Below are 15,659 nucleotides of genomic sequence, written 5' to 3' on the forward strand. Positions count from 1 at the left end.
ATTGCCGAAAGAGTGCTCTCAGAGCCCCCGGACATCGTGACCGTCATGACCACGCTTTCGCCCCAGGGGCGCACCGAACTGCTGAGGCCGGACGGGAGCCCCGTCCGGGTGCTCGTGGTGGACGACGAGCAGTCGATCAGCGAGCTGTTGTCCATGGCCCTGCGCTACGAGGGCTGGCAGATCCGCAGCGCGGGGGACGGCCAGGGTGCCGTCCGGGCCGCGCGTCAGTTCCGTCCCGATGCCGTCGTCCTGGACATGATGCTGCCGGACATGGACGGCCTCGCCGTGCTCGGGCGGCTGCGCCGCGAACTGCCGGACGTGCCCGTGCTGTTCCTGACCGCGAAGGACGCGGTCGAGGACCGTATCGCCGGACTGACCGCGGGCGGGGACGACTACGTGACCAAGCCGTTCAGCCTGGAGGAGGTCGTCGCGCGGCTGCGCGGGCTGATCCGGCGCTCCGGCGCGGCCGACCGGCGGTCGGAGTCGATGCTGGTGGTCGGCGACCTCATCCTCGACGAGGACAGCCACGAGGTCACCCGCGGCGGGGACAGCATCCATCTGACCGCCACTGAGTTCGAGCTGCTGCGCTACCTCATGCGCAATCCGCGGCGCGTGCTGAGCAAGGCGCAGATCCTCGACCGGGTGTGGTCGTACGACTTCGGCGGGCAGGCGAACGTCGTCGAGCTGTACATCTCGTATCTGCGCAGGAAGATCGACGCCGGCCGGGAGCCGATGATCCACACCCGGCGCGGTGCCGGGTACATGATCAAACCCGCGGTGTGACGGTGGCGAGGCGACGGCCGCGGACACTGCGGACGCGGCTGGTCGTCGCGTCCCTGGCGCTGATCGCCGTGGTGTGCGCGGTGATCGGCACGGTGACGACGGTCGCTCTGCGGTCCCATCTCTACGAGCAGCTGGACGACCGGCTGCACGACGTGGCGATGCGCGCCGCGGGTCCGAAGGCCGGCGGGCCGGGCCCGCAGCCGATGGACGAGAGCCCCCTGGACTTCGTCACGAAGGGCCCGCAGGGCATCGGCACCATCGGCGCCACCGTCGAGTACGGCCGGGTGACCGACGGGGTCCTCAGCAAGGACACGACGGAGCACGGAGTCCGGACGTCGGAGGCCGCCCCGCTCACCGGCTCCCAGCTCGCCGCTCTCGACACCGCCCCGCGCGACGAGCGCGAGCACACCGTGGACCTTCCGGGGCTGGGCGAGTACCGGGTGCAGTACCGGAGCGGCGTCAACGGCGCGTTCTACGTCGGCCTTCCCACCGCCGACACGGACGAGACCATCACCACCCTCATCCTGGTCGAGGTCAGCGTCACCGGCGCCGGGCTCGTCGCGGCCGCCATCGCGGGGTACGTCCTGGTCGGCGTCGCCACCCGGCCCCTGCGCAAGGTCGCGGCCACCGCGACCCGGGTCTCCGAACTGCCCCTGCACGCCGGCGAGGTGAACCTCGACGAGCGCGTCCCGGAGTCCGAGTGCGATCCGTACACCGAGGTCGGCAAGGTCGGCGCCGCGCTCAACCGCATGCTCGATCACATCCACGGCGCCCTGCACGCCCGTCAGCAGAGCGAGATGCGGGTACGGCAGTTCGTCGCGGACGCCAGCCACGAGCTGCGCACCCCGCTCGCCTCCATCCGCGGGTACGCCGAACTCACCCGCAGGGGACGGGAGGACACCGGCCCCGACACCCGGCACGCCCTCGGGCGGATCGAGTCCGAGGCGGGCCGCATGACCCTGCTCGTGGAGGACCTGCTGCTGCTCGCCCGCCTGGACGCCGGGCGCCCCCTGCAGTGCGCGGAGACCGATCTCGTACCGCTGGTCGTGGACACCGTCAGCGACGCCCGCGCGGCCGGGCCGGACCACACCTGGCGGCTCGAACTCCCCGACGACCCCGCCGTGGTGCACGCCGACGCCGCCAGACTCCAGCAGGTGCTGGTCAATCTACTCGGCAACGCCCGCAGCCACACCCCGCCGGGGACCACCGTGACCGCGCGGGTCCGGCACAACGGCCCCTGGCTGTGCGTGGACGTGGCCGACAACGGGCCCGGCATCCCGCCCGAGTTGCTGCCGCGCGTCTTCGAGCGGTTCGCCCGCGGCGACTCGGCGCGCACCCGTGCCAGCGGGTCGACCGGTCTGGGCCTCGCGATCGTGCAGGCCGTGGCGAGTGCGCACGGCGGTGCCGTGACCGTGGACAGCGTGCCCGGGCGGACCGTGTTCACCCTGCACCTGCCCGCGCCCGCGCCCGCGCCCGCAACCACACCCGCAACCACACCCGCAACCACACCCGCGCCGCAGCCGACCGCGCCGTGGTCCGTGCCGGCGCGCCACTCACAGGCACGGCACAGCCTCACCACACCGGCACGACAGGGCACTTGAGAACAGTCGGTTCCATGCGAACCGATTCCTCTCCCGGCACCCTGCCGGCGCGGGAGCACCTCCCGGCCGCCGGAGCGGGCGCGCCGGTCCTGGACGTAGTGATCCCCGTCCACAACGAGGAGAAGGACCTCCGGCCGTGCGTCCGCAGACTGCACGAGCACCTCACCCGGACCTTCCCCTACGCCTTCCGCATCACGATCGCGGACAACGCGTCCACGGACTCCACCCCACAGGTCGCCGCCCGGCTCGCGGAGCGGATCGCCGAGGTCAGGTCCGTACGCCTGGAGCAGAAGGGCCGCGGCCGGGCGTTGCGCGCCGTCTGGTCGGCCTCCGACGCGCCCGTCCTCGCCTACATGGACGTGGACCTGTCCACCGACCTCAACGCCCTGCTGCCGCTGGTCGCCCCGCTGATCTCCGGCCACTCGGACCTGGCCATCGGCTCCCGGCTGAGCCGGAGTTCACGCGTGGTGCGCGGGGCCAAGCGGGAGTTCATCAGCCGCTCGTACAACCTGATCCTGCGCGGCTCGCTCCAGGCCCGGTTCTCCGACGCGCAGTGCGGTTTCAAGGCGATCCGCCGTGATGTGGCGCGGGTGCTGCTGCCGCTGGTGGAGGACACCGGCTGGTTCTTCGACACCGAGCTGCTGGTGCTGGCCGAGCGGGCCGGGCTCAGGATCCACGAGGTGCCGGTCGACTGGGTCGACGACCCCGACTCGACCGTGCACATCGTGCGGACGGCGACCGAGGACCTCAAGGGTGTGTGGCGGGTGGGCCGGGCGCTCGCCACCGGTTCGCTGCCGCTGGACCGGCTCGCGCGCCCCTTCGGCGACGATCCGCGCGACCGGGACATCAAGGGCGTGCCGCAGGGACTGGCCCGGCAGTTGGCCGGCTTCTGTGTCGTCGGTGTCCTGTCCACCCTCTTCTACCTGCTGCTCTACACCGGCTTCCGGTCCTTCACCGGCTCCCAGACCGCCAACGGTCTCGCCCTGCTGGTCTCGGCGGTCGCCAACACCGCCGCCAACCGGCGGCTCACCTTCCGGGTGCGGGGGCGCAACGGCGCGATACGGCATCAGGCGCAGGGGCTCGTCGTCTTCGGCATCGGCCTCGTCCTGACCAGCGGTTCGCTCGCCGCGCTGAACGCGGCGACGACCGAGCCCGCGCACTCCACCGAACTGGCGGTCCTGGTCGCCGCCAACCTCGCGGCGACGGTGCTGCGGTTCCTGCTCTTCCGGGCGTGGGTGTTCCCGGAGCACTCGTCCACGTCCGCCGTTCCCGCTCCCACCGCCCACGACCCGAGGGACTCCCGATGACCACGCAGTACGACCAGCCGAGTCCCCCGGCGGATCCCGCCACCTGGGGTCCGCCGAGCACAGAGGACCCCCGCTGGGCCCGCCCGTGCTTCCTCGCCCTGCTCCTGGTCACCGGCCTGCTGTACCTGTACAACCTCAGCGCCTCCGGTTACGCCAACTCCTTCTACTCGGCGGCGGTCCAGGCGGGCAGCGAGTCCTGGAAGGCGTTCTTCTTCGGCTCGCTGGACGCCGCGAACGCCATCACCGTGGACAAGCCCCCGGCCTCGCTGTGGCCGATGGGGCTCTCGGTGCGGATCTTCGGCCTGAACTCCTGGGCGATCCTCGTGCCCGAGGTGCTGATGGGCGTCGGCACGGTCGCCGTCGTGTACGCGGCCGTGCGACGCCGCTTCAGCCCGGCCGCCGGTCTGCTCGCGGGCGCGGTGCTCGCGTTCACGCCGGTCGCGGCGCTGATGTTCCGGTTCAACAACCCGGACGCGATGCTGGCGCTGCTGATGTCCGTCGCCTGCTACCTCGTGGTGCGCGCCCTCGAGGACGGCCGGACGAAGTGGCTGGTGTGGGCCGGTGTCGCGATCGGCTTCGCCTTCCTCGCCAAGACCCTCCAGGCTTTCCTGATCCTCCCGGCCCTCGCCCTCGTCTACGGCGCCTGCGCCCCGGTCAGGGTAAGGAAGCGGCTGGCGCAGCTGGCGCTGGCGACCGTCGCGCTGGTCGTCTCCGGCGGTTGGTGGGTGGCGGTCGTCGAACTGTGGCCCGCGTCGTCGCGGCCGTACATCGGCGGCTCGCAGAACAACAGCTTCCTGGAGCTGACCTTCGGCTACAACGGCCTCGGCCGGCTCAACGGCGAGGAGACCGGCAGCGTCGGCGGCGGTGGCGGCGCGGGTCCCGGCGGCGGTGGGGGGCAGTGGGGGGAGACCGGTTGGGACCGGATGTTCAGCTCGCAGATCGGCGGCCAGATCTCCTGGCTGCTGCCCGCCGCGCTGATCCTGCTCGTCGCCGGGCTCGTCCTCACCCGGAAGGCCGCCCGGACCGACCTCACCCGCGCCTCGTTCCTCGTCTGGGGCGGCTCGCTGCTGATGACCCTGGCCGTCTTCAGCTACATGGCGGGCATCTTCCACGAGTACTACACGGTGGCCCTCGCCCCTTACCTGTCCGCCGTCGTCGGCATGGGCACGAGCATTCTGTGGCGGAAGCGGCACAGCATCCGGGCCTCGCTCGCCCTCGCAGCCGCCGTCACGGCGACCGCGGCGTGGGGATACGTCCTGCTGAACCGCACGCCCGACTATCTGCCCTGGCTGAAGTGGCTGGTGCTGGTCGGCGGGCTGGTCGCCGCCCTCGGCCTGATCTTCGCGGGCCGGGTGGGACGGCGCGTGGCGCTCGCCGCGGCCGGCCTCGGCCTGGTGGCGTCCCTGGCGGGCCCGACGGCGTACACGCTGAGCACGCTGCAGGAGGGCCACGCGGGTTCCATCGTCACAGCCGGTCCGTCGGGCTCGCGCATGGGCGGCGGCCCCGGCGGCGCCGGCGGCCCCGGCGGAGGCGGAGGCTTCCCCGGCGGTGGTCCGATGGGCCAGAACGGTCAGAACGGTCAGGCGCGGCAGAACGGCGGGATCACCATCCCCGAAGGCGCATTCCCCGGCGGCGCAGGGGGAGGCGGCGGCGTGGGTGGTCTCCTCGGTGGCACCTCTGTCGGCTCCGAGGCCGAGAAGCTGCTCGAGACCGATGCCGACGACTACACCTGGGCCGCCGCCGCGATCGGCGCCCAGAACGCCGCGAGCTACCAGCTCGCCACCGGCGAACCGGTCATGGCCATCGGCGGCTTCAACGGCACCGACCCGTCCCCGACCCTGGCCCGGTTCCAGCAGTACGTCGAGGACGGGAAGATCCACTACTTCATCGCCGGCGGCGGCATGGGCGGTGGGGGCGGCATGGGCGGTGACTCCGGCACCTCCTCGCAGATCTCCACCTGGGTGCAGGAGAACTTCAAGGAGGTGACAGCGGGCTCGGTCACGTTCTACGACCTGACGCAGAGGGCGACCGGCTGACCGGCCTCGACCGGCTGCTGTACACCGTATGGGAGCTGCTATACGGTGTACAGCATGACGACATCCCGCAAGGAGCAGGTCCCGCTCCAGACGGCGCCCAAGGTCCCGGGGCACTCGCAGCGCTGGCTGATCCTCGGCGTCATCTGTCTCGCGCAGCTCACCGTGCTGCTCGACAACACCGTCCTGAACGTGGCGATCCCCTCGCTCACCCGCGAGATGGACGCCTCCACGTCGGACATCCAGTGGATGATCAACGCGTACTCGCTGGTGCAGTCCGGCCTGCTGCTCACCGCGGGCAGCGCCGCCGATCGCTACGGCCGTAAGAAGCTGCTGATCGCGGGCCTGGCCCTGTTCGGCGTCGGCTCGCTGGTGGCCGGACTGGCCGACTCCTCGGCCCAGCTGATCGCCGCCCGCGCCGGGATGGGCGTCGGCGGTGCGCTGCTGCTGACGACGACGCTCGCCGTGGTGATGCAGATCTTCACGCCCGAGGAGCAGCCCAAGGCCATCGGCATCTGGAGCGCGGTCAACGCGCTCGGCTTCGCGACCGGCCCGCTGGTCGGCGGCTTCATGCTGAACCACTTCTGGTGGGGCGCGATCTTCCTGATCAACCTGCCGGTCGCGGCGCTCGGCCTGGTGGCCGTCGTGGCGCTCGTCCCCGAGTCCAAGGCGCCCCGCGGCGACCGCCCCGACCTGCTGGGCGCGCTGCTCTCCACGATCGGCATGGCCGCCCTGGTGTACGCGATCATCTCCGGACCCGAGCACGGCTGGACGTCGACGCGGGTGCTGGCGACGGCGGGCACGGCGGTGGTGGTCCTCGGTGTCTTCGCCTACTGGGAGAGCCGGATCCCGTACCCGATGCTGGATCTGCACTTCTTCACCAACCGCCGGTTCACGGGAGCGGTCGCCGGTGCCGTGCTGATCACCTTCGGCATGGGCGGGGCGCTGTTCCTGCTCACGCAGCATCTGCAGTTCGTGCTGGGGTACGGGCCGCTGGAGGCGGGGCTGCGGACCGCGCCGCTGGCGCTGACCGTCGTCGTGCTCAACTTCTCCGGTCTCGCGGCGAAGTGGGCGGCGAGGCTGGGGGCGCCGGTCGCCATCGCGCTCGGTATGACGGTGATGGCGGCGGGGCTGGTGTCGATCGCCACGCTCACCGGGCACGGGTACGCCGGGACGCTGCTGGGTCTCCTCCTGATCGGGGCCGGCACGGCGGTCGGTACGCCGGTGATGGCGCACGCGATCATGAGCTCCATTCCGCCGGAGAAGGCGGGGGTGGGCGCCGGGATCAACGGCACGCTGGCGGAGTTCGGCAACGGGCTGGGGGTGGCCGTGCTGGGGGCGGTGCTCAATGCGCGGTTCGCGGCGTTGATTCCGGTGGCGGCGAGTTCGCTGCCGGCGGCGATCGCCGAAGCGGGGTCGGAGCAGGAGAGGGTGCGCGTCACCGAGGCGTTCGCCTCCGGGCTGGAGAGCAGTCAGTTGGTGGGGGCCGGTGCTGTGCTGCTCGGGGGGTTGGTCGCGGCGTTGTTGTTGCGGCGGGCCGAGCGGGGAGAGAGTGCCTAGGAGCTCGGGGGATTCTCTGTCTGCGGGCGGCTGCGGGTTGTGTGTGGCTGGTCGCGCGGTTCCCCGCGCTCCTGGGAGTTGCACTGCCGGTGTTGACAAGTGAGGTAGGTGTCCATGGCCACAGCAGGCCGGGGGAGTTCGCGGACCAGCGTCTGGCTGGAGGGGAAGCCCCGGCGGGGGCGGCGGGGTGACGGGCAGCCGTCCGGGCTGGACCGGGAGCGGATCACCGCCGTCAGCGTGCGGCTGCTGGACGCCGAGGGGCTGGCCAAGTTCTCCATGCGCCGGCTCGCGGCCGAGCTGAACGTGACCGCGATGTCCGTCTACTGGTACGTCGACACCAAGGACGACCTCCTCGAACTCGCCCTGGACCAGGTGTTCGGCGAGCTCTCCCTCCCCGACCCGGCCGCCGACGAGGACTGGCGCGACCAGCTGCGCGCGCTGGCCCGGGAGTACCGCTCGATGCTGGTGCGTCACCCGTGGGTGTCGCCGCTGGCCGGGAGCTTCCTCAACATCGGGCCCAACTCGCTGTCCTTCTCGCGGGCGGTCCAGCAGGTGATCGTCAAGACCGGGCTGCCCGTGCACCGCCGGACCGGGGCCATCTCGGCCGTCTTCCAGTTCGTGTACGGCTACGGCACGATCGAAGGGCACTTCCTCGCCCGCGTCGCCCGGACCGGGATGACCCCCGACGAGTACCACCAGCACGCCGTGAGCCTGGTGACGCAGGCGCCGGACGCGGCCGAGGTCATCGAGGAGTCGACGAAGATCATGGAGGCGCGCGGCGGCGACACGGTCGAGGAGATGATAGAGCGCGACTTCGCCTTCGCCCTGGACCTGCTGATCGCCGGTATCGAGGCGATGGTCGCCCGCGGCTGAGGCGATGGTCACCCGCGGGCAGGGCGGACCTCGAAGACCTGGGCAGGGGGCCGAACGACGGGCCCTAACCCAGACCCTCCGGCACCTCCGCCCGCATCGCCTCCTCCACGTTGTCGTACACGGGCACGTCCCGGCGCAGGCCGGTCAGTTCCAGGACGCGGCTCGCCACGCTGTCCGGGCGGGCCACCACGTGGACGCGGGTGCCGGGGTGCAGCAGACCGCTGACCTCGCCCACGAGGCGGACGCCCTGGGAGTCCATGAAGTCGGTGCGGGTGAGGTCGAGGATCAGCACCCGTGGCCGGCCGGCCGACGTACGGACCGCGCACAGGATGAGGTCGAGCACCTCGGAGGCGTTGCCGAAGTCGATCTCCTCGGGGAGCGGCAGCAGCAGGCGGTCGGAGGAGTCGTGCGATTCGCGGGGGTTCGGCGGATGGGTCACGGAACTCACCTGGCAGACGTTCGTCCGGATACCGGTAAGGCCTCTTCCTGACCCGTGTGCCCATTCCACCACGCTGTCGGCGCGCAGGGAAGCGGCACCGGGGCCGGGGGGCCGGGCTTGATCCGGACGTCATCTGGTGGCATCGAACAGTTAGAGTTCTGTGCGTCCTGTGCTCGCAGTCGGGAATGTGCTGCGGAGCTCTCCTGCGCACGGCCGTGTCGTCGTGCATGCCGAAGAGGTTCGTGGTGTCTGCGTCCCGGTTTTCTGAATTGCCCCGTTTTCCGGCTGGTGTGGACCTGGCTGAAGCGCTCACGTCGGCGGCTCGCCGGCTGCACGAGACACCCACCCCGCACAGCACCCTGGACACCGCCGTCCGTCTCGCGGTGGACCTGCTGCCCGGTGCCGAGTACGCCGGGATCTCCGTGATCGAGCGCAACACGCGGCGCCGCCCGCTCGCGTGGACCGACGAGCTCGTGCGGGACATCGAGGCCCGGCGCCCGGCCGGCGAGCAGAAGCCGTACTGGGACCGTCTGTGGACCGCCCCCGTCGCCGAGCCGGCGGACGGCGACGGCGAGGGCCAGGGCGAGGACGCCGGGAACGCGCTCGCCGAACTCGGCGGCCTGCGGTCCGCGCTGTCGCTGCGGCTGCGCGCCGACCGCCGCCGGCTGACCGTGCTCACCGCCTACGCCCGCAAGCCGCGCGCCTTCGACGAGGTGACCCGGCGGGTCGGCCGGCTGTTCACCGCGCACGTCGGCATCGCCCTCGATTCGGCCACCGTGCGCGAGCAGCTCACCGAGGCCATGCACACCCGGGACCTGATCGGCCAGGCCACCGGCATCCTGATGGAGCGCATGGACATCGACGCGGCCGGCGCCTTCGACAGCCTGGTGCGCGCCTCCCAGCGGGAGAACGTGAAGCTGCGCGACCTGGCCCGCCGTATCGTCGACGCGCACAGCACCCCTGACGCCCGGTGAGCCCCTGGCGCCCGTGACGCACCTCATGGGCGTGGCCGGCCGTTCACGGGATATCCGTACGGTCATGACTTCCGAGACGTCCGAGACGCTGGACCAGGCGATGGTGCGCAGCAACGGGCTCGACACGCTGCTGCGCGATCTGACCGACCGTGCGGTGCGGGAGGTGCCCGGCGCCGTCGCGTGCAGCATCACGGTGCGGCGCGCCGACCGGCTGCTGACCCTCGCGGGCAGCACCGGTCTGCCGAGCGGTCTCGATCTGCGCCAGTACGAGTACGGCTCGGGTCCCTGTGTGACGGCCGCGCAGACCGGCATCGAGCAGTACGTCCCCGACCTGGCCGCGGAGGACCGCTGGCCCGCGTACCGGGACTACGCGCTGGCCGCCGGGGTGTGCAGCGTGCTGGCCGTTCCGCTGCCCGTCGACGGCGAACCGAGCGCCGCCCTCAACGTGTATGGCGACCGCGCGGGTTCGCTCGCCGCCGGACGGCACGCCGCCCGCGTCTTCGCGGCCCGTGTGGCGGGCGCGGTCAACACCGCGCTGCGCATCGAACGCCTCGGGCAGTCCGCCGCCGATGTGCGCACCGCGCTGCTCTCGCGCAGCGTCATCGACCAGGCGATCGGCATCCTCATGGCCCGTGAACGGATCGACGCGACCCGGGCGCTGGAGCGGCTGCGCCGCGCCTCGCAGGAGCGGAACGTCAAGCTCCGGGACCTGTGCGACCAGTTGGTGGCGCGCACGGCCGACGGTTCCTCACGCGGCCGGAAGTGACTCTCCCTGCACCGCCTGGATGTCCAGCTCCACCTTGAGGGTCGTGCCGATGGCGGCGATGCCCGCCTGGAGGACCTGGTTGTAGTTCATCGCGAAGTCCTCGCGCCGCAGTTCGGCGGTGGCGCGGAAGGCCGCGCGGGTGCCGCCCCACGGGTCCTGACCCGTGCCGAGGTAGGCCAGGTCCAGGTCGACGGGCCGGACCACACCGCGCATCGCCAGCTCGCCGTGGACCGTCCAGCGGTCGGACCCGGCCTCGGCCAGCCCCGTCGAGCGGTAGGTGATCTCGGGATACCGCTCCACGTCGAGGAAGTCCGCGGACCGCAGATGGGTGTCGCGCAGGCCGTTGCCGGTGTCGATGGACGCCGCGGAGATCACCGCCTCCACCCGGGACTTGGTCACGTCGTCCGGCGCGACCTCGAAGGTCCCGGCGAACTGTGTGAACCGGCCGTGCACGCTGGAGATGCCCAGGTGCTGGGCGACCGCGGCCACACTCGAGTGCGCCGGATCGATGGTCCAGGGCCCCGGCGGCGGCAGCTCGGTCCCGCCCTGGCGGGCCAGCGTCACCGTGCCGACCTCGGCCCGCCCGCTCGCCGTGACGATCGCGCTCGCGGCGGCGGGTGCGTAGCCGACCGCCGTGACGATCACCGTGTACGCCCCCGGCGCGAGCGGCGTCGCGTCCCGTACGCCTCCCTCGGCGTCCGCCTCCGCCCGCAGCACCTGCGTGCCGGTCGTGTCGGTCACCGTGACGACCGCGTGCGACACGGCCCATCCGTCCCTGGTACGGATCCTCGCGGTCAGTCCCATCCCGTTTTCTCCCTGCACAACACACTCGTGGTCACAAAGAACCGGCCCGCGACGGGGAACGCGCCACCGCTACAGAGCGCGCCCAACCGCCGCGGGCCGGGGTCCGACTACTCGCCGGGGTGGGCGAGTTCGATGTCGTGGCCGTCGACGCCCTGGCCGGCGACCGTGAGGGCCGTCGCCACCGGCGGGTAGCCGGTCGCGATGACGGTGTACTCGCCGGCGTCCAGGTCGGTGAAGGCGTACGCCCCGTCCGACCCGGTCGTCGCCGTGCCGACCACGTTGCCCGCCGCGTCGACCAGCGTCACGCGGGCGTCGGCCAGCGGACCGTGCGGTGCCCGCACGACCCCCTGGAGGCGAGCGCCCGCGTCCAGGCCGACCTCGATCCGGGTGGTCCCGGTGCCGCCCACCTCGACGGGCAGGGCGCGCGGCCGGAACCCGGCGGCGTTGACCGCCACGGTCACCGTGCCCGGGACCAGTTCCGCGAGCGAGAATTCGCCCTGCTCACCGGTGGTGGCGGTGGCGAGCAGATCCCCGCGCACATCGGTCACGACGACCATCGCGTCCTTCACCGGCAGCCCGCTCTCGGCGGCCCGCACCAGCCCGGTCAGCCCGCTGGTGCCGCTCAGCAGCACGTCGTACGCGACCGGTTCGCCGTTGACGACGATCGTGGACGCCTGCGGCTGGTAGCCGTCGGCGGAGGCGATCAGGACGTACGATCCCGTGCCCGGGGCGTCCACCGCGTAGGACCCGTCGGCCTGTGCGACCGACCGCCCCAGCTGCCGCCCGGCCAGCGAGATCAGCGTGACCGCGGCCTGCGGGACGGGCGCCCCCGCGTCACCGCGCACGAAGCCGCGCACGGGGATGCCGGAACCACCGGTACCACCGGCCTCACCGCTCGCCGGGGCGACCGCGGCGAGCCGCTCGGCCCGCGCCCCGTCACCGGCCTCGACGCCCGGGGCCGCGGCCCCCGCACCGGCCGGGACGGGCCGGTCGCTCTCGGCGGACTGCGCCAGCGCGCCCGAGGTCCGCAGCGGGACCTCCTTGATGAACAGGGTCACCAGGAAGGCGAGGAAGGCGATCGGCGCGACGTACAGGAAGATGTCGGCGATGCCGTGCCCGTAGGCGCTCTCCAGCCACTCGCGGATGCCGTGCGGGAGCAGGTCCATGTCGGGGATCGAACCCCCGCCGGACGCCTCGGCGGCAGCGGCCTGCTCCTTCGGGCTCAGCTGCCCGATGGTGTCCTCGGCGTAGTGGCTGATCCGGGTGGACATCACGGAGCCGAGCACCGAGACGCCCACCGCGCCGCCGAGGGAGCGGAAGAAGGTCACCACGGAGGACGCGGCGCCCAGGTCGTGCGGGGCCACCTGGTTCTGCGTGCACAGCACCAGGTTCTGCATCATCATGCCGACGCCGAGACCCATCAGCGCCATGTAGACCGCGATGTGCCAGTACGGGGTGTCGTAGCGCATGGTGCCCAGCAGCCCCAGGCCGGCCGTCAGCAGCACGCCGCCCGCGAGGAGCCACGCCTTCCACTTGCCGGTCTTGGTGATGATCTGCCCGGACACGGTGGAGGAGACGAACAGGCCGCCGATCATCGGGATGGTCATGACGCCCGACATGGTCGGCGACTTGTCCCGGGCCAGCTGGAAGTACTGGCTGAAGTAGACGGTGCCGGCGAACATCGCGATACCGACGAACAGCGAGGCCAGCGAGGCCAGCGTGATGGTGCGGTTGCGGAACAGCCGCAGCGGGATGATCGGCTCCGCGGCCCTGCTCTCGACCGCCAGGAAGACCAGCGTCAGCGCAACCGCACCCCCGACCATGGCACCGGTCTGCCAGGACATCCAGTCGTACTTGTCGTCGGCGAAGGTGACCCAGATCAGCAGCAGGCAGACCGCCGCGGTGATGAAGAAGGCACCGGCCCAGTCGACCTTCACCTTCCGCTTGACCAGCGGCAGATGCAGCGTCTTCTGCAGCACGATCAGCGCGACGAGGGCGAACGGCACACCGACGTACAGACACCAGCGCCACCCCAGCCAGCTGGTGTCGGTGATGACCCCGCCGAGCAGCGGGCCGCCGACGGTGGCGACGGCGAAGGTCGCGCCCAGGTAGCCGGAGTAGCGCCCGCGCTCGCGCGGGGAGATCATCGCGGCCATGATGATCTGCGCGAGGGCGGACAGACCACCGGCACCCAGCCCCTGGATGACTCGCGCGCCGATCAGCATGGCGGGGTTCTGTGCCAGACCGGCCACGACGGACCCCAGCACATACACGACCAGGGCTATCTGAACCAGCGCCTTCTTGCTCACCAGGTCGGCGAGCTTGCCCCACAGGGGGGTGGAGGCGGTCATCGCCAGCAGCGAGGAGGTGACGACCCAGGTGTAGGCGCTCTGGCCGCCGCCGAGGTCGGAGACGATCTCGGGCAGGGCGTTGGTGACGATGGTGGAGGACAGGATCGCGGCGAACATGCCGAGCAGCAGGCCCGACAGAGCCTCCATGATCTGCCGGTGCGTCATCGGAGCATGGCTGTCCAAGGAGCCTCCCCCGTGCTTGGCATGAGCCCGCACACCGGCTGGTGTGGTCGTTGCCATGGGCTTCCTTCTCTTAGGTGCTTGCGGGTGTACGGGTGGTCTGTTCGAGAGCGGGAGTCGTGGCACGGCAGTCCCCGAAGCTGTCCCGCAGCCGCCCCATGAGCTGCGCGAGGCGCACGACGTCGTCGTCGGACCAGTCGGCGAGCCGCTCGGCGAGCAGCTGGGTCGTCCGCCGGAACAGCTCGTCGAGCTGGGCCTCGCCGGCGGGGGTGAGGTGCAGGATCCTCGATCGCTTGTCGGCGGGGTCGGGGGAGCGCTCGATCCAGCCGCGTTCGGCGACGTGGGCGACGTGGCGGCTGGTGACGGACATGTCCACGGCGAGCAGCTCGGCGAGCTTGCTCATGCGCATGTCGCCGTGCCGGCCGAGCAGCGCCAGGACGGCGGCGGAGCCGCTGTGACAGTCAGCGGGCATGATCCGCCGCATCTCCCTCTTCACCGCTCCGAAGGCGCTGAACTGCCGGACCAGCTCTTCGTACGGCGCCTGCTCGGCCACGGCACCTCCCGATTCGTTGCTTAGAGCAACCATAGAAGTGGATGGTTGCCGCAGGCAAATAAAATCAGGGGTCGAGGGCCTCAAAATTTGGCAAAGGCAAGTATTGCGAGAGTAAACGGAGCCCGGCACCCTGGCCGTAGCCGGAGAGCGAGGTGCAGGCGCAGGACGAACCCAGCCCTTCCTCTCACTCAGGCCCGCTCCACTCGAAGGGGAAGTACTTGCTCGACTTGCCGGAGCGTTCCCACGAGAAGCCGAACGCGTCGGCACGGTCGACGGTGGCCCGACCCCAGGTGGCGATCTGGCCCGGCCCGACCTCGGCACCCGGCGCGTTGTGGACCTGGACGCGGGCGCCGTCCGGGGTGGTCGGGCCGGAGAGAGCCTCGGCGGTCGCTGTGACCCGGCCCGGGATCTCGGCACGCCAGGTGGCCAGGTCCTCGTCGATCTCCACGCGGATGGGTGCGACGTCCATGCCGCGCATCTCGGGATGGAACATCTCCCCGAACTGCGCCGGCCAGCCGCCCGCCTCACCGCCGAAGACGGCCCCGAGGGCGGCTCGCTGCTGGTCGTCGGCGCGTTCGTCGAGGAAGACCGCGGCGTAGGGGTGGGTGTGCGTGCCGGCCCACGGGTTGCCCTCGAAGGAGCCGAGCATCAGGACATTGAGGTCGTCGAGCCGCACGTCGCCGAAGTTTCCTTCCCGTATGTGCCAGACGAGCACGCCCTCGCAGTCGCCGTAGGTCGGGGGCTGTGCGAACGTGCACGGGCAGGGTATGGCGCACTTGCACGCATCGAACCAGTCGCCGGACAGGTGCCAGCGCGTACCGGTGGTGGGCTGCTGTGTCATCTCGCTTTCCTCCTGCCGAGCCCGAAGGGGCCCACTCGGAGTGGCGAGACCGTGTGCATCGAGCCCGTTCCCGGGTTCGGGACGCGGCCTCCCTTCCAGCTTGCACCTCACGCCCCGGCCGGGAAACCGGCCCGGGGAGGGAGAAGTGACCGGCCGGGACCAGGGGGCTCACATGCCGTCGGGGACGGGGTCACATGCCGTCCATCGACGGCATCGAGCCCTGCAGCCCCGGCAGCAGCCAGTCCTGGAACGGTGCGAGCAGGGCCAGGACGAGGAAGGCGATGCCCACGACGCCGGCGAGCACCGGCCCGCGGGACCACAGCTTCTCCGCGAAGATCACCAGGGCCAGACCGGCCATCGCCGCGATGTTCATCACCCCGAGCGGAACGAGGACGACCATCAGCCCGGCGCAGCAGCCGACGCAGTAAGCCCCGTGATGGATGCCCACCCGCAGGTCGCGGGCGGTTCGCCGGAAACCGGCGTAGCGCACCAGATGGCTCAGCGGGTCGCGGCAGTGCCGCAGGCAGACGTGTTTGAGGGGACCGAGTTGGTACAGGCCCGCGAGCAGGAAGGCGATCGAGCCGATCCAGCGCC

Annotated in this window: 14 protein-coding genes; 8 read left to right on the forward strand and 6 right to left on the reverse strand. The window is 71.5% G+C overall.

Features of this window, described 5'->3' with window-relative positions; all coding sequences use genetic code 11:
* Positions 1 to 45: 45 nt before the first annotated feature.
* From AB0412_RS16080 to AB0412_RS16105, 6 genes are all read left to right on the forward strand, one after another.
* Entirely contained in the window at positions 46 to 783 is a 738-nt protein-coding gene (locus AB0412_RS16080; RefSeq protein ID WP_366403169.1) for a response regulator transcription factor, read from the forward strand.
* Complete coding sequence (locus AB0412_RS16085) at positions 780 to 2,384, forward strand: HAMP domain-containing sensor histidine kinase (protein WP_366403170.1); 1,605 nt, start codon at positions 780 to 782, stop codon at positions 2,382 to 2,384. The genes AB0412_RS16080 and AB0412_RS16085 overlap by 4 nt, the downstream gene beginning before the upstream one ends.
* A 14-nt stretch (positions 2,385 to 2,398) precedes the next feature.
* Positions 2,399 to 3,691, forward strand: coding sequence for a bifunctional glycosyltransferase family 2/GtrA family protein (locus AB0412_RS16090; protein WP_366403171.1), 1,293 nt, complete (start codon positions 2,399 to 2,401; stop codon positions 3,689 to 3,691).
* Entirely contained in the window at positions 3,688 to 5,727 is a 2,040-nt protein-coding gene (locus tag AB0412_RS16095) for a glycosyltransferase family 39 protein (protein ID WP_366403172.1), read from the forward strand. The genes AB0412_RS16090 and AB0412_RS16095 overlap by 4 nt, the downstream gene beginning before the upstream one ends.
* Before the next feature lie 54 nt (positions 5,728 to 5,781).
* Positions 5,782 to 7,284: an MFS transporter gene (locus tag AB0412_RS16100; RefSeq protein ID WP_366403173.1), complete on the forward strand. Its 1,503-nt coding sequence runs from the start codon at positions 5,782 to 5,784 to the stop codon at positions 7,282 to 7,284.
* Positions 7,285 to 7,398: 114 nt separating this feature from the next.
* Complete coding sequence (locus tag AB0412_RS16105) at positions 7,399 to 8,157, forward strand: TetR/AcrR family transcriptional regulator (RefSeq protein ID WP_366403174.1); 759 nt, start codon at positions 7,399 to 7,401, stop codon at positions 8,155 to 8,157.
* A 64-nt stretch (positions 8,158 to 8,221) separates the two neighbouring features.
* Here AB0412_RS16105 and AB0412_RS16110 read toward each other — a convergent pair whose 3' ends face one another.
* Entirely contained in the window at positions 8,222 to 8,596 is a 375-nt protein-coding gene (locus AB0412_RS16110) for an STAS domain-containing protein (RefSeq protein ID WP_366403175.1), read from the reverse strand.
* 227 nt (positions 8,597 to 8,823) lie between these two features.
* Between AB0412_RS16110 and AB0412_RS16115 the strand changes: the two genes are divergently transcribed.
* Together AB0412_RS16115 and AB0412_RS16120 are read left to right on the forward strand one after the other, a co-directional pair.
* Positions 8,824 to 9,570 carry an ANTAR domain-containing protein gene (locus tag AB0412_RS16115; RefSeq protein WP_366403176.1) on the forward strand — a complete coding sequence of 249 codons (747 nt, stop codon included), beginning with the start codon at positions 8,824 to 8,826 and terminating at the stop codon, positions 9,568 to 9,570.
* 64 nt (positions 9,571 to 9,634) lie between these two features.
* Positions 9,635 to 10,336, forward strand: coding sequence for a GAF and ANTAR domain-containing protein (locus AB0412_RS16120; RefSeq protein ID WP_366403177.1), 702 nt, complete (start codon positions 9,635 to 9,637; stop codon positions 10,334 to 10,336).
* Here the strand turns inward: AB0412_RS16120 and AB0412_RS16125 are convergent.
* The 5 genes from AB0412_RS16125 to AB0412_RS16145 form a co-directional block, all read right to left on the reverse strand.
* Positions 10,319 to 11,140 carry a YceI family protein gene (locus AB0412_RS16125; protein WP_366403178.1) on the reverse strand — a complete coding sequence of 274 codons (822 nt, stop codon included), beginning with the start codon at positions 11,138 to 11,140 and terminating at the stop codon, positions 10,319 to 10,321. The two genes, AB0412_RS16120 and AB0412_RS16125, sit on opposite strands and share 18 nt — an antisense overlap.
* Before the next feature lie 107 nt (positions 11,141 to 11,247).
* On the reverse strand, positions 11,248 to 13,731 hold the full coding sequence (locus AB0412_RS16130; RefSeq protein WP_366403179.1) for a DHA2 family efflux MFS transporter permease subunit: 2,484 nt from the start codon (positions 13,729 to 13,731) through the stop codon (positions 11,248 to 11,250).
* Positions 13,732 to 13,744: 13 nt separating this feature from the next.
* Positions 13,745 to 14,224 (reverse strand): MarR family transcriptional regulator, encoded by a 480-nt coding sequence (locus tag AB0412_RS16135; protein ID WP_366403180.1) that lies wholly within the window; start codon positions 14,222 to 14,224, stop codon positions 13,745 to 13,747.
* A gap of 184 nt (positions 14,225 to 14,408) precedes the next feature.
* A complete protein-coding gene (locus tag AB0412_RS16140) occupies positions 14,409 to 15,065 on the reverse strand; it encodes a DUF1326 domain-containing protein (protein ID WP_366403181.1) in 657 nt (218 codons plus the stop codon).
* A 190-nt stretch (positions 15,066 to 15,255) separates the two neighbouring features.
* The coding region (locus AB0412_RS16145; protein WP_366403182.1) for a DUF2182 domain-containing protein at positions 15,256 to 15,659 on the reverse strand (404 nt) is incomplete at its 5' end.

The sequence above is a fragment of the Streptomyces sp. NPDC052012 genome (genome assembly GCF_040689265.1).
In the GTDB taxonomy this organism is placed as follows: Bacteria; Actinomycetota; Actinomycetes; order Streptomycetales; family Streptomycetaceae; genus Streptomyces.

What these genes read in the sequence shown, in the direction of transcription:
- AB0412_RS16125 (WP_366403178.1), bottom strand. Translation starts at nt 11,140, where the DNA reads ATGGGACTGACCGCGAGGATCCGTACCAGGGACGGATGGGCCGTGTCG.
- AB0412_RS16080 (WP_366403169.1), top strand. Translation starts at nt 46, where the DNA reads ATGACCACGCTTTCGCCCCAGGGGCGCACCGAACTGCTGAGGCCGGAC.
- AB0412_RS16100 (WP_366403173.1), top strand. Translation starts at nt 5,782, where the DNA reads ATGACGACATCCCGCAAGGAGCAGGTCCCGCTCCAGACGGCGCCCAAG.
- AB0412_RS16140 (WP_366403181.1), bottom strand. Translation starts at nt 15,065, where the DNA reads ATGACACAGCAGCCCACCACCGGTACGCGCTGGCACCTGTCCGGCGAC.
- AB0412_RS16105 (WP_366403174.1), top strand. Translation starts at nt 7,399, where the DNA reads ATGGCCACAGCAGGCCGGGGGAGTTCGCGGACCAGCGTCTGGCTGGAG.
- AB0412_RS16120 (WP_366403177.1), top strand. Translation starts at nt 9,635, where the DNA reads ATGACTTCCGAGACGTCCGAGACGCTGGACCAGGCGATGGTGCGCAGC.
- AB0412_RS16130 (WP_366403179.1), bottom strand. Translation starts at nt 13,731, where the DNA reads ATGGCAACGACCACACCAGCCGGTGTGCGGGCTCATGCCAAGCACGGG.
- AB0412_RS16115 (WP_366403176.1), top strand. Translation starts at nt 8,824, where the DNA reads ATGCCGAAGAGGTTCGTGGTGTCTGCGTCCCGGTTTTCTGAATTGCCC.
- AB0412_RS16090 (WP_366403171.1), top strand. Translation starts at nt 2,399, where the DNA reads ATGCGAACCGATTCCTCTCCCGGCACCCTGCCGGCGCGGGAGCACCTC.
- AB0412_RS16095 (WP_366403172.1), top strand. Translation starts at nt 3,688, where the DNA reads ATGACCACGCAGTACGACCAGCCGAGTCCCCCGGCGGATCCCGCCACC.